Origin of the sequence: Dyella agri (assembly GCF_044904705.1) — a bacterium.
GTDB classification, from domain to species: domain Bacteria; phylum Pseudomonadota; class Gammaproteobacteria; order Xanthomonadales; family Rhodanobacteraceae; genus Rhodanobacter_A; species Rhodanobacter_A agri.
The window spans coordinates 79,787-92,675 of sequence record NZ_JADIKL010000011.1; the positions used below are offsets into that span (position 1 = coordinate 79,787).

At 59.1% G+C, this 12,889-nt stretch carries 15 protein-coding genes and 1 tRNA gene; 10 read left to right on the forward strand and 6 right to left on the reverse strand.

Translation table 11 applies throughout. From position 1 onward, the window contains the following. Nucleotides 1–5: 5 nt before the first annotated feature. Nucleotides 6–701 carry a cAMP-activated global transcriptional regulator CRP gene (gene crp / locus ISP14_RS16395; RefSeq protein ID WP_404541871.1) on the reverse strand — a complete coding sequence of 232 codons (696 nt, stop codon included), beginning with the start codon at nucleotides 699–701 and terminating at the stop codon, nucleotides 6–8. 438 nt (nucleotides 702–1,139) lie between these two features. On the opposite strand from crp, the gene speD reads away from it, so the two are divergent. Then, on the forward strand, nucleotides 1,140–1,925 hold the full coding sequence (gene speD / locus ISP14_RS16400; RefSeq protein ID WP_404541874.1) for an adenosylmethionine decarboxylase: 786 nt from the start codon (nucleotides 1,140–1,142) through the stop codon (nucleotides 1,923–1,925). Between the two features lie 38 nt (nucleotides 1,926–1,963). Continuing rightward, nucleotides 1,964–2,293, forward strand: coding sequence for a low molecular weight protein tyrosine phosphatase family protein (locus ISP14_RS16405; RefSeq protein ID WP_404541876.1), 330 nt, complete (start codon nucleotides 1,964–1,966; stop codon nucleotides 2,291–2,293). A gap of 11 nt (nucleotides 2,294–2,304) precedes the next feature. Here the strand turns inward: ISP14_RS16405 and coq7 are convergent, their stop codons facing one another. Together coq7 and ISP14_RS16415 are read right to left on the reverse strand one after the other, a co-directional pair. After that, nucleotides 2,305–2,946, reverse strand: coding sequence for a 2-polyprenyl-3-methyl-6-methoxy-1,4-benzoquinone monooxygenase (gene coq7, locus ISP14_RS16410; RefSeq protein WP_404541878.1), 642 nt, complete (start codon nucleotides 2,944–2,946; stop codon nucleotides 2,305–2,307). Beyond that, on the reverse strand, nucleotides 2,943–4,121 hold the full coding sequence (locus tag ISP14_RS16415; protein WP_404541880.1) for a (Fe-S)-binding protein: 1,179 nt from the start codon (nucleotides 4,119–4,121) through the stop codon (nucleotides 2,943–2,945). The genes coq7 and ISP14_RS16415 overlap by 4 nt, the downstream gene beginning before the upstream one ends. Before the next feature lie 142 nt (nucleotides 4,122–4,263). Here ISP14_RS16415 and rplM point away from each other — a divergent pair, with 142 nt between their 5' ends. The 6 genes from rplM to ISP14_RS16445 all read left to right on the forward strand — a co-directional run bounded on the left by rplM (nucleotide 4,264) and on the right by ISP14_RS16445 (nucleotide 8,579). After that, nucleotides 4,264–4,692, forward strand: a complete 429-nt coding sequence (gene rplM, locus ISP14_RS16420; protein WP_404541882.1) for a 50S ribosomal protein L13 — start codon at nucleotides 4,264–4,266, stop codon at nucleotides 4,690–4,692. A gap of 9 nt (nucleotides 4,693–4,701) precedes the next feature. Then, nucleotides 4,702–5,094: a 30S ribosomal protein S9 gene (gene rpsI, locus ISP14_RS16425; protein ID WP_404541885.1), complete on the forward strand. Its 393-nt coding sequence runs from the start codon at nucleotides 4,702–4,704 to the stop codon at nucleotides 5,092–5,094. A gap of 54 nt (nucleotides 5,095–5,148) precedes the next feature. Next, nucleotides 5,149–5,222, forward strand: a tRNA-Gln gene (locus tag ISP14_RS16430). 226 nt (nucleotides 5,223–5,448) lie between these two features. Then, nucleotides 5,449–6,747 (forward strand): tyrosine-type recombinase/integrase, encoded by a 1,299-nt coding sequence (locus ISP14_RS16435; protein ID WP_404541886.1) that lies wholly within the window; start codon nucleotides 5,449–5,451, stop codon nucleotides 6,745–6,747. A 22-nt stretch (nucleotides 6,748–6,769) separates the two neighbouring features. Beyond that, entirely contained in the window at nucleotides 6,770–7,507 is a 738-nt protein-coding gene (locus ISP14_RS16440; protein WP_404541888.1) for an FRG domain-containing protein, read from the forward strand. After that, the gene (locus ISP14_RS16445) at nucleotides 7,497–8,579 is read left to right on the forward strand and encodes a beta family protein (RefSeq protein WP_404541890.1); all 1,083 of its coding nucleotides are present in this window, start codon (nucleotides 7,497–7,499) and stop codon (nucleotides 8,577–8,579) included. The genes ISP14_RS16440 and ISP14_RS16445 overlap by 11 nt, the downstream gene beginning before the upstream one ends. Here ISP14_RS16445 and ISP14_RS16450 read toward each other — a convergent pair whose 3' ends face one another. Beyond that, nucleotides 8,580–9,146, reverse strand: coding sequence for a sce7726 family protein (locus ISP14_RS16450; protein ID WP_404541892.1), 567 nt, complete (start codon nucleotides 9,144–9,146; stop codon nucleotides 8,580–8,582). A 241-nt stretch (nucleotides 9,147–9,387) separates the two neighbouring features. On the opposite strand from ISP14_RS16450, the gene ISP14_RS16455 reads away from it, so the two are divergent. Together ISP14_RS16455 and ISP14_RS16460 are read left to right on the forward strand one after the other, a co-directional pair. Beyond that, a complete protein-coding gene (locus ISP14_RS16455) occupies nucleotides 9,388–9,951 on the forward strand; it encodes a recombinase family protein (protein WP_243038723.1) in 564 nt (187 codons plus the stop codon). Nucleotides 9,952–10,025: 74 nt separating this feature from the next. After that, the gene (locus ISP14_RS16460; protein ID WP_404541896.1) at nucleotides 10,026–11,276 is read left to right on the forward strand and encodes a hypothetical protein; all 1,251 of its coding nucleotides are present in this window, start codon (nucleotides 10,026–10,028) and stop codon (nucleotides 11,274–11,276) included. Nucleotides 11,277–11,620: 344 nt separating this feature from the next. On the opposite strand, the gene ISP14_RS16465 is transcribed toward ISP14_RS16460, so the two are convergent. Together ISP14_RS16465 and ISP14_RS16470 are read right to left on the reverse strand one after the other, a co-directional pair. Then, entirely contained in the window at nucleotides 11,621–11,956 is a 336-nt protein-coding gene (locus ISP14_RS16465; RefSeq protein WP_404541899.1) for a hypothetical protein, read from the reverse strand. Nucleotides 11,957–12,159: 203 nt separating this feature from the next. After that, the gene (locus tag ISP14_RS16470; protein WP_404541901.1) at nucleotides 12,160–12,561 is read right to left on the reverse strand and encodes a hypothetical protein; all 402 of its coding nucleotides are present in this window, start codon (nucleotides 12,559–12,561) and stop codon (nucleotides 12,160–12,162) included. Nucleotides 12,562–12,889: the final 328 nt, after the last annotated feature.

The following is a 12,889-nucleotide window of genomic DNA, read 5'->3' on the forward strand; positions in this document are numbered from 1 at the left end:
CGGGCTTAGCGCGTGCCGCGCACCACGATGGTCTTGCCCGAGACGTCGATCATGCCCTGCTCTTCGAGCTGCTTGAGCACGCGGCCCACCATTTCGCGCGAACAGCCCACGATGCGGCTTACTTCCTGGCGCGAGATGCGGATCTGGGTGCCTTCGGGATGGCTCATCGCATCCGGCTCGTCGCACAGGTCCAGCAGGGTGCGCGAGATGCGGTTGGTGACGTCCATGAACGCCATGCGGCTCACCTGGCGCGAGGTGCGCAGCAGGCGGTGGGTGAGCTGGGAGCCGATCGCAAACAGGATCTTCGGGCATTCTTCCTGCAGCGGGCCCTTCATCAGCTGGAACAGGCGTTCGTAGCTGACTTCGGCCATCTCGCACACGGTGCGCGTGCGTACCACCGACTCGCGCTGCGCCTGCTCCACGAACAAGCCCATCTCGCCGATGAACTGGCCGCGGTTGATGTAGGCGAGGATCAGCTCGCGGCCTTGTTCGTCCTCGGTGCATACCGCCAGCGAGCCGTCGATCACGTAATACAACGTGTTGGCCGGGTCGCCGGGTCGGATGATCGCGGTCTTGCTGGGGTAGCGGCGGCGGTGGCAGAGCGCGAGGAAGCGCTCCATCGAAGCCGGGTCAGGTGCGAACGCGAGCGGGGCCTGAGAGCGTTCGAAGGCCTGCTGAAGCTGGTATTTGAGTAGCGCCACGGTATCTGGTTCCCCTTATGATTTGCCCTGCAATACCTTCCCTGGCTTGCTTGAGCTGCATCGGTTGGCTGTCTGCCACGCGCCGTTGCCGGCGACGGATTCACACGGGACGCACGCAAGCGGTGGAAGCCTCCGTAATGTCCGGCATGCTCGTCGCTGCGGACGGGGATGGCATAGGGATAACGCCGCGGCTTGCCGCGGGTTGGGCCCCAGGTACATCCCCGATCGCCCCATTATGGCAAACCCGGATGAATTGACGCAGGTTCAGTTTTCCGGAATTTTGCCGCATACTTCGCAGTCTTTACGTTCGCGGTCGCTGGCCGTGGGCGGTTCACCGGGTTGCGGGAGACAAGGGTCCCCGCCGCCCGAATTCCCGCGGGGACCCTTGGTGCTAACCCGCCTCATCTGCTGACCGTGATCCGGTCATGGAGAGTCGTCGTGGTCAAGCCGCTTCCGCGCCTGCGCCTGCAGGGGTTCAACAACCTCACCAAGGCACTGAGCTTCAACATCTACGACATCTGCTACGCAGTGTCCGAGGAACAGCGTCAGCGCTACATCGAGTACATCGATGAGCAGTACGACGCCGACCGCCTCACCCAGATCCTCACCGACGTGGCCGAGATCATCGGCGCGAACATCCTGAACGTGGCCCGCCAGGACTACGACCCGCAGGGCGCTTCGGTCACCATCCTGATCTCCGAGGAGCCGGTGGTGGAGAAACTGGGCCGCGACTCCATCGCGGGCGCCGTGGTGGCGCACATGGACAAGAGCCACATCACTGTCCATACCTACCCCGAGACGCACCCGCACAACGGCATCGCCACCTTCCGCGCCGACATCGACGTGGCTACCTGCGGCGTGATCTCGCCGCTGAAGGCGCTAAACTACCTGATCGACAGCTTCGAGTCGGACATTGTGGTGTGCGACTACCGCGTGCGCGGTTTCACCCGCGACGTGAAGGGCAAGAAGCACTTCATCGATCACAAGATCAACTCGGTGCAGGACTATCTGGCGCGCCACATCCGCCAGAAGTACGAGATGTTCGACGTCAACGTGTACCAGGAGAACATCTTCCACACGAAGATGCACATCAAGGACTTCGACCTCGACACCTATCTGTTCGAGGCGCATGCCGACGACCTCTCGTTCAAGGAGCGCCAGCGCATCGAGTCGCTGCTGCGCCGGGAGATCGAAGAGCTGTTCCACGGCCGCAACCTGATGTGACACGAAAAACCCGCCGCAAGGCGGGTTTTTTCTTCGCCATGACGCTACGCGTTCTATTCGTCTGCAGCCGCAACCGCCTGCGCAGCCCCACGGCGGAGGCGGTGTTCGCCGGCGTGCCCGGCGTGGAAACGGATTCCGCCGGCCTGGCGCCGGACGCGGAGGCGGTAGTCGACGCGGCGCAGGTCGACTGGGCCGACCTCATCGTGGCCATGGAGCGCCGGCACAAGGCCGGGCTTGCCCAGAAATTCGGCGCCCGGCTCAAGGGCAAGCGGGTGGTGTGCCTGGATATCCCGGACCGCTATGGCTACATGCAGCCCGAGCTGGTGGCGCTGCTTGAACGCAAGGTCGGTCCGTTGCTCGCCGGTTGAACGGGGCGGCGTCAGATCCGGTACGCCACCGTCTTCATCACCATCGAGCTGGCCTGCATCAGCTGCGGGATCGGGAACGGCAGGTCGATGCCGCCGTGCGCCTGCGCGTTCTGCGCGTGGCGCACTTCGTCTTCCTGCATCCGCGCCAGCACCACGCGCGAGCGTTCGTCCTGCGCGGGCAGGCGCTCCAGGTGCTCGGCGAGGTGTGCCTCCACCTGGCGCTCGGTTTCCACCACGAAGCCCAGGCTCACTGCGTCGCCGGCCAGCGCGGCCAGCGCGCCGATCGCATAACTGCCCGCGTACCACAGCGGGTTGAGCAGGCTGGGGCGGCTGTCCAGTTCCTGCAGGCGTTCGCCGCACCAGGCGAGGTGGTCGGTTTCCTCGGCGGCGGCGTGCAGCAGGTGCTCGCGGTTGGCCTCGTTGCGGGCCAGCGCGGCCTGGCCGTCGTACAGCGCCTGGGCGCAGACCTCGCCGGTGTGGTTGATGCGCATCAGGCCGGCGGCGTGACGCCGCTCGGCGTCGTCCAGTTCCGCGTGGGCGATGCCGTGCGCGGGCGAGGGGCGATTCGCCTCGGGCGCGCCGGCCACGGTTTCCAGCGCGCGTTCGATGCCGGCCAGCAGGCGGTCCAGCGGACTGAGCGTGCGTGCGTTCATGGGTGGTTCTCCAGTTGCTGGGCCAGCAGGCTCAACGGATGTTGCGTGATCCAGGATGCCGCACCCGCGCCGGTGGCCAGATGCAGGCGGCAGCCGATATTGGACGACAGCAGGCGCGCGGGCGCCAGCGCGGCGAGCGGCTGCAGCGTGGCGTCGCGCAACTGCGCGGCCTGCTCGGGGAATTCCAGCAGATGGCTGCCGGCCGCGCCGCAGCAGTGCGGCGGTCGCGGCAATGGCACCACGTCGAGCCCGGGTACGCGGCGCAGCAGTTGCAGCATCGCCGCTTCGCTGCGCGCCACGTTGACCTGCGTGCAGGGCAGGTGCAAGGCCACGCGCAGCGGCAGCGGCCGGAAGCACAGGCGTTCGGCAGATTCGGCCAGCAGGCTCCATGGGTCGAGTACCGGCACGCCGGGCAGGGCGCGGCGCAACGTGCCGAGGCAACCGGGTGTCACGCTCAGCAGGCGGCTGGCGCCGCTGGCCTGCCACGCCTGCCGCACGCGTTCGGCGGCGCGCGCCGCTGGCGCGCTGTCGCCGTCATGCAGATCCATCGCGCCGCAGCAGAAAGCCGGCAATACCTGCACCTGGAATCCAGCGGCGCGCAGCAGGGCAAGCGCGGCCTGCTGTGCTTCGGCGTCCTCCACACTGGCGACGCAGCCGGGAAACAGTGCGAGTTCGGTGGGTGCCGGATCGCCCTGCGGCAACGGAGCAGTCGGGGCGTCCGGCAGCAACTGCAACGCCACGCGCCAAGGCGAACGGGCGGGCAGGCGCGCGCTCAGCAGGCGGCGCCAGCGCGTTGCGCGCAGCGCGCTGCCGATCCGGCGCAAGGCGCGTAGCAGAGTCGGCCGTCGCAGCAGGCTCAGCAGGCGTTGCGGCCGTTGCGGCGCCGGCCCCAGCAGGGCGCGGGTCTCAATCAATAGCTCGTCGTACTGCACCCCGGCCGGGCAGGCCTGCTGGCAGCTCAGGCAGCCGAGGCAGTGATCCAGGTGGGCGCGCAGCTCTGCGGTGGGGTCGGCCGCGCCGCGGGCCAGCGCGGCGGCGATGGCGATGCGACCGCGCGGCGATTCCGCCTCGTTGCGGCCCAGCGCGTAGGTAGGGCAGACCGGCAGGCACAGCCCGCACTGCACGCATTGGTCCGCCAGAGCGGCGATGCGGGTGGGGGGCTGTTCAAGTGGCATGTGCGGCATGCTATCATTGCCAGCTCACAGCCCACCTGCCGGTGGACTTGCGCCTGTGATGACGGCTCCGCTATCATCTCGCGCCTTTGCTTCACCGATTATTGTGCAACCGCCCTCGCTGGCGGCATACGGGTATCTCGAAATGAAAACTTTCAGCGCCAAGGCAGAAAGCGTCAAGCGCGACTGGTTCGTGGTCGACGCCACGAACAAGACGCTCGGTCGCCTGTCGACCGAAATCGCGCGTCGCCTGCGCGGCAAGCACAAGCCTGAGTTCACCCCGCACGTGGACACCGGCGACTACATCGTCGTGGTCAACGCGCAGAAGGTGGCTGTCACCGGCGCCAAGCTCGACGACAAGATGTATCACCGCTTCACCGGCTACGTCGGCAACCTGAAGACCACCAGTCTGAAGGACATGCTGGCCACCCATCCGGAGCGCGTGATCGAGATCGCCGTCAAGGGCATGCTGCCGAAGAACGCACTGGGCCGCGAGATGTATCGCAAGCTCAAGGTGTACGGCGGTGCCGAGCACCCGCACGCTGCGCAGCAGCCCCAGGCGCTGGAAGTTTAAGGAACCATCATGGCGATTCAGCAGAATTACGGCACCGGCCGCCGCAAGACCTCCGCCGCCCGCGTGTTCCTGCGCAAGGGCACCGGCGCGATCGAAGTGAACGGCAAGACCCTTGAGCAGTTCTTCGGTCGCGAGACCTCGCGCATGATCGTGCGCCAGCCGCTCGAACTGACCCAGAACACCGACAAGTTCGACATCAAGGTCACCGTCGAAGGCGGCGGTATCACCGGCCAGGCCGGCGCGATCCGCCTCGGCATCGCCCGCGCCCTGATCGAGTACGACGAAAGCCTGAAGTCGTCGCTGCGCAAGGCCGGCTTCGTGACCCGCGACGCCCGCGAGGTCGAGCGCAAGAAGGTCGGTCTCCACAAGGCCCGCCGCGCCACCCAGTTCTCGAAGCGCTAATCGCGCTTCGACGTGCGGCGCTCCAGGTCAGAGCGCGCCGACACGCAAGGGTTTTGGGAGATCGTCTAATGGTAGGACTGCAGACTCTGACTCTGCCTATCTAGGTTCGAATCCTAGTCTCCCAGCCAAATCGACGTTTCAGGAAATTTCGGAACGTCCCAGTAACAAGAAAAACCCGCCCAAGTGGCGGGTTTTTTTATGGTTTTTGGTTTCATGACGATTCTCGGCGTTTCAGAGGATCCCGGCGCGGCGCTGGGGAAAGTTGTGGGGGAATGCCTTTACCCCTTACCTTTTACCCCACGGAAAGCCGCCCATCGCTAAATGCTGGGCTGGTACTGGTGCATAGGACGATGGATGAGCGAGAAGACAGAACGCCCCCCGCTGATAACCGAGAAGGACGTGATTGCTGCGTCGGCTCAACTGAAGAATCGGCGCCTACCTGAAGGGCCCAGCAATCCGATATTGAAGAAGACCAAGTACACGATCGATGGGGCCCAAAGGCTCTACTTGGTTGTGACCGACAAGGGTGCCAAGTACTGGAATTTCCGGTATCGCTTCGATGGTAAGGAGAAGGAGGCCTACATTGGTAAGCCGTTTCCTCAAACTTCGCTGAAGGATGCGAAGAAGCAGGCAGCATTGTTAAACGCTCGGGTCCTGCAGGGTGAAGATCCTGCGGCTGACAAGTCCAACGAAAAGCGTAAGAAGCAGTTGGCTGCGGGCAATACCTTCGACAAGGCGGCGAATGCGTGGCACGAATACCACAGTAAGCGGTGGAGCCCCCTTACCTCACGACAGGTTAGGGAGTATTTGGACAAAGACATCATTCCCGAATTTTCCGGCCGGCAGCTAGACAGCATCCGCACGGTCGAAATGGCTGACTTGCTACAGAAAGTGGTGAATCGCGGGGCACCTGATGTTGCGAAGAAAATCCAGCAATGGCTGGGAAAGATTTATACCTATGCTCGCGCGCATGATTGGGCGACCATAGATCCTAGTCGCGACCTTCGCGAAATCGCTCCTCATGTACCCGCAGGGCAAAACTACGCTCACTTGCCCGAGGAAGAGGTGCCTGAGTTCCTATGCAAGTTAAGGGATAACCAGTCGGATCCCTCAGTTAGGGGCGCCCTCTGGATGATCCTTTGGAGTGCGTGTCGGCCGGGCGTAACTTTTACACTGCGATGGTCCGAAATTGACCTTGATCAAGCTTTGTGGACGATTGTGAAGGATCGAGAGGGCATGAAGCTGCGCTATGTGCACTATGTTCCTCTGCCTACGCAGGCCGTTGAAATGTTCAGGGAGCATCAAAGGCTAACAGGGGCATTCGAGCACGTGTTCCTTGGACGGAATGACCCCGGTAAGTCCATTAGTGATGGAGCGGTAGGTCAGTTGATCAAAAGGCTCGGTTACAGGGGGAGGCAGACCCCATATGGGGTTCGGCACATCACCAGTACGGCACTCAATAAGCGCAACTACTCGCCGGATTGGATTGAACGCCAACTCTCACATGGCGATCCCGACAAAGTTCGAGCCACATACAATAAGACTCATTGGCTCGATGATCGACGGGCGATGATGCAGACTTGGGCAGACGAACTGGATGCCATGATGGCCACTCATTCGTCTACTAAGGTTGCCCTTCAAGCTGGAAACTGATCTGCCGATCTATAAGGTAATCGTGCGCAAGCAAAAAGGGGGAGGGGGCTTGGAGCAGCAAACTCTTGAAACCACGGAGCAGGTCTTCGACTTCCTTATCGCTCCAGCGAATGTGGGGCGGAAGCGATTGTATCGTGGCGTTTCCAGCACGGAGCACAGGCTCATCCCTTCCTTGGGACGGGTCAAGGCTCTGCAGGTGCTTGAAGAAGAAGAGCGAGCCATTCGAGAGCAGGACTTGATGGATGGTTTTCGGAAACATGCTCGCCCATATTTTGAAAGTGGGCTGCCCGACGAATGGGAGTTGCTGGCGATCGCGCAACACCACGGACTGCCGACCCGTCTTCTTGATTGGAGCCGAAATCCTTTAGTGGCGGCATATTTTGCAGTTGAATCGCAAAGTGCGAATGACTGTTGCATCTATACGCACACCATCAATCGCTTCACATCGATAGATGCCGTACCAGATCCCTATAGCATCGAAACCACCATGACGGTGGAAATGCCCCATGTGACGAGACGGATCACCGCGCAAAGCGGAGTCTTTACAGTGAGCGAAGATCCTTTCGCTGCGCTGGATGATGGCGAGGAAAGTGGCTTGGAAATCGGCAGGTATATCATCCCGCATGCTCTCAAGCGGGATGTCCTACTTCGGCTACATCAGCTTGGCGTGAATCGCGCCACCCTCTTTCCCAGTGCAGAAGGTATCGCGCAATACCTTAAGTGGGAGTTGGAGAACTCGGGAGAAGCCAATGCGGATTGATTCGCACCAGCACTATTTTGCTGTGATGAAAGGGAAGATGGGGGAGCTTCAGGCCGCTGGCGATCTAGCGGATGACGTTCTCGAGCGAACGACATTCGTTTGGGAGCTGCCACCTCAACCTTACAATCATGAGACTCGCGCATACGGCAAAACGGTCGATAGCCACATCGAGGCATTTTCGAAGCGTTTACATGACGCACTTCCTGACGAAACTCACTGCTTCTTAGATTGCAGGTTTCTGAAGAATGCTGCGCCATTGGAGAATGGGGAGATCCCGCTGCAGGCGGTATTGCGATCTTGTGCAGACCTCGGCGCACACCCAAGCATAGGGGACGCCCCTACGGATGATGAAATTGCTGTGGTACGTGAGCATGTCGGACAGCGCAACGGCGAGGTGCTGTTGAGGCTTTCGGCGAGGACATTTGCCAAGATTGGCTTTGCAATGAAGCTCGACGAGCTTTTGAATAGCATCGGTGCCCAGCCCAATCAGTGTCACCTGTTCTTCGACTTCGAGCAGTTGTCGGCGGAGGTGGATGCAAGCCCGCAGACCTTTGCTGCATACAGCGCCATCGCCGGTTTGCGAGATATTGCCGAGTGGCTCAGCGTTAGCATTGTTGGCGCAAGCACGCCGAAGACTTTGCCGCCAGCGGAACAATGCCCAAAACTTTTGCCCCGCCTCGAATGGAATATATGGCGCGAAGTAGTGTCGAACCTTGGCCAGAATCGTAGGATTCCCAGCTTTGGCGACTACGGTGTATCAAGCCATAACATCGAGGAACTTGATCCTCGTTTGATCACTGTAAGTGCAAACATTCGCTACACGGCGGCCGACGGGATGTGGGCGTTTAAAGGGCGTAGTTTGCGTCGCCATTCATTCGAACAATTTCGTAGCCTCAGCCAGCAGATAGTCCAGCATGAGGCTTACAGTGGCCCGGAGTTTAGTTGGGGCGACAAATATATTCTGGAATGTGCGAATGGTCTGGGGCGTACCGGCAATACGACCACTTGGCGACGTGTCGGAACAAACCATCATGTTTCGTTCGTTGCCCGTCAGATTGCAGGGCAAATCTAACTAGACGCGCCAGTCTTCGCGGACCTTGAGAATCCGCCGAACCTCGGACTTGAGTTTCTTCAGGGGGAGCTCCGAAGCTAGGGCTTCCCACAACCAAGTCCGGGGCTTCGATGAGGGCACCGGCCCCTTTCGGTGGGCCATCAAAACTGCAACCGCTTCGTCCTTCCACAAAAGCTGGGCGATGGCGTACGGGTCCTGATCTGCAGTGGCTCGCGGCGCCCGAAGTTTTTTCAACTTCGTACTTTGGTCGGCAGCTTGGCGAACTTCGATCACGCCCCAAGAGTCTGGGATGATCTTGAGGCTTGCATCGTTGTGCGACGCATCGACCACTAAGGTCATTTCGTCAAAGACGCGTCCATAAATCTCCGCCTGCCTCGGGAGGCGGATCAACGTGTCATTCTTGCTCTTAATTTCGTAGCCGGCCAGCTTGCCGTTCACTACAGCGATGTCTACTCGAGCCTCGCCAAGGCATATGGCGAGTTCGTCGATTACCCGGCTCCGATCATCACTCAGGTACTTCCGAAGCGGACCGGACCGTACCGCGTCACGTACGTCAATTTCGCGCATACCCACCACCATGTCCTACGGCAGAGCGCGTAGCTTCTAGCAAGAGCATCGCCTAATACCGCTAACGGTGCAACAAACTCACAACGATACCCCAGACGGGCTTGGGTAGGGTAATTCGGCCCCACCACGAGTCACGGTACAGCTCATCGCTTTTCAAAATGTATACGTTGCGACAGCATTTGGAACATCTATCAAAACTCCTATCAGAATGATATTATCAAATCATCTAGGAGATTTGATAATGAGCGAGATCGTAGGTTACGCCCGAGTCAGCAGCGTCGGCCAATCTCTGGATGTTCAGTTGGACAAGCTGAACGGAGTCGGCTGCACCCGTATCTATTCTGAAAAGCGATCCGGTAAGCAAGCCGACAACCGCCCAGAGCTTCAGGCATGCCTCCAGTTCCTTCGGGATGGCGATACGTTGGTCATATCCCGGCTGGACCGTATGGCCCGCTCTGTACTGGACTTGGCCAAAATTGCTGAATTGCTAAGGAGAAAGGGGGTCGTCTTGCGGGTGCTTGATCAGTCGATCGACACCAGCACGCCTGAGGGGAAACTCATGTTTTCTCTGCTAGCCAGTTTTGCTGAATTCGAGAACGACATTCGAGCCGAGAGGCAGGCGGATGGAATTGCCAAAGCCAAGCAAAAAGGCGTGGCCTTTGGGCGGAAACGTGCGCTTACCAAAGATCAGTGCCTGCGCATCCGTACCCTGCGACTGGAGGAAAAGTTCTCAGTAGCGCAGTTGGCCGAACGCTTCAATGTTGGCGTTGCCACGGTCTACCGTGTTCTGCAAGAGCCAGCCTGAACCATATGATTGAATAATCGAGGAGGCGGACATCGTCCGGGCACGACATTACCGTTTGCAGGCAGGGGGCACTGATGGGTATTTCTCCGTGGCGAAAGCGCTTGGGCGATCTATTTCAACTGATTGGTCAAGCTGATCAAACGTACTTCGAGCCTGAATTGTTTCGTCTCAACATCAACAATGCCATTACGACGGCACGTACCGTTACGTTCCTCATACAGAAGAACAAGGCCAAGATTCCCGGCTATCACGATCTGTATAAGACGTTTGTTCTAGATGTCTGTGGAAGCAGTCCCCTAATGAAATGGCTGGTTGACGCACGCAACACAATTGAAAAGGAGGGTGATCTCGCGATCCACAGTCAACTGCGCGCCAGTATCATGTTTTCGTATCTCGAGAATGGGCCGAGCATCGAGCCCCCATGTGAGGGCCTCCTTTTCGCTAGCCAGAACAAGTTGTGGCGGGCGTGGCTTCGAATGGCGCCAGAGTCGATTGTGGATGAGTCTGCGATTGTCATCGATAGAAAGTGGGTCGCAAATACGCTTCCGGACTACGAGTTGACCGATGCGCTGTTGCATGGATTTTCCGTCTTAAGATCGGCGGTGGACGCATTCGATAGCGCCTGTGGGCAGGATGTATCCGCCTTCGCTTACGATACTTTGCCCAACCTGTCATCTGCTTCTCGGCGGGAGTACATCAAGCTTAGTACTGGCAAGGTTTGTAGCTTTCGACGGGGGCGCGTGTCCCGAACTCCTGAGCAATTAGCGCAACTGAAGAAAGAAGTCGAAGCTCTGTTTGTTGATAGGTCAGCGGCGGCATACGCAGATGCTAGCTTGCCGTTGCGGACGAGGCTCCAGTCGTTCGCCCTAATGGCGAGCAAAGTGTTTAATCGAGACGGTCACCACGAGACGATGTACTTTCAAACCGATGGCAACGGCCAAATCACTGCCGCAACCGGCGTGTACTTTGCTGACCGCATCGAGAAGTACATTTTTTGGCACGCTATGGCTGACCTTGCACGGATAGATCCCGACTTCCAAGGAATTTTCTTCATCGGCGAGATGTGGTATCGATCGGCGCCAATCGATGAGGGCCTGACAGCAATCTCCGATATGCCTATCACGGGCGAAGCAATAGCACTAACCGGGGCAACGGCGAAGGGCGAGTACGAAGAGATCCACGTTCCGATAAAGCGGAGTGGGGACGTCGCAACTGCGGACTTTGATGGAGCCGTTGAACGTGCCGAGGTCATTCCCAACTTCCTCTACCCTCTGCGGGAAGCATGGGGACTGAAAGAATCCGGGAAATTAAGGGAAGACGGCTAGCACCGCGCCATCCGCTGGGCCGTCAGCAACAGAATAATAATGGCCGGTCCGCCTCCGATCTCAGGCGGACCTTACAATGATGCGCGCCCGCCAAAATGGGCTAGGTATCTTTCGCCAAAACGGTACCGAAAAGCCAACCCCGCCAAACACCAAACTTGTGGCGGGCGCGGGCTCTTTGCAATTCGATTTTCTCCCGCCGGTAAGTTCGACGTGACAGCCTAGTTTAGGCCTGCTGTGCCTTTGTCAGGGCGCAGTTTGGCTCGAAACTGCCCGCGCACAGGACTGATAACGGCTGCCCCACACACCAGACTATTGTCGGTATTGTTCCGTACGAGAGGGGTGCTTCAGCCCTTATCTCTGAGATATGTGCAGGTCACCTTTCCAGTTGGAGACAGGGTGACACCCATCATATGGCCATTGAAGGTCTTATACCCAGCGAAGCCCTGACCCGATGCCTCCGCGGAATGCCCATCATCTATAGCTGCGTTGACGATCGTGTGCGCCTCATCATGGTCCGCTCCGTACGCCGCCATGTATGCGATGACGCAGACACTCCCCACGGCCTGATGATGATCAGTCTCTAGGGTAATCATGCCGTTACTCATGTACGTCACGACACCGTCGGAGAACGAGGCCTTCTGCCCGGCAAAGTTGGATAGTGCATACACCGGCTTCGTCAATTGATTCCAGCGCTGTCGAAATTGATCCGCGGACAATGCCCAGCCGGTTGACGCTGCGTTAGGCGTGGCTTGGTTTCCGCTTACAGAAGAGTCCACGTTGCCACATGCACTTAGTGCAGATGATGCGACTACCCATACGGCGGTCAAGACCGCCAACTGTCCGCGACGAAACATGTATCCCCCAGTCATTATTATCGTAGCTATTAACCTTGCTTTGGTTTGACCCAACAGGTGAATTCACCGTTGGCAGCAACGGTCATTGCCGCAGAATATCCCTGATATTCAACAGAACCGTAGGGGTTGCTTGGAAGCGTCTTACGAAACTGATCAAACATCGTTGCGACTAGCGCATCAGCCGTTTTGGCCGGGACACCGAGTGCGGCCTGAACCGTCTGAAGACACAGAGCGATGGAATTTGACCGGTCCATCGTCGCTACCTCGAATGTGTCGTTCTCCGCGTACACAGACGCTCCCGGCAAGCTGGCTTCATTTCTGCCAAGGCGGTTCCGATGGAATCCATCAATGTGGTACGAAGCTTCGGTCTGACTATTCCAGCGCTGTCGAAATTGATCCGCGGACAATGCCCAGCCGCTGGATTCCGCCATGGATGCTTGTTGAGCCCCATTAGCGGAAGACTCGGCGTTGCCACATGCACTTAGTGCGGATAACGCAATCACCCATATTGCGGTCACCGCTGCAAGTCGTTCTCGACGAAACATTTGTCCCCCTGACATGTCGCTCAACCCCTGTGCGTGCCCATTTCTCTGATTTAGAGGAGTCGGTGCATTGCCCCTCGGTAATCCCCCCGTAAATTAGCAGACGCTGAAAGTGGAATTTTCTCGTAATCTTTCCCGAGGAGGTTCCATGAAGAAGTCCCGATTCAGCGATAGCCAGATCATCGCCGTGCTCAAGCAAGCCGAGGACGGTACGCCC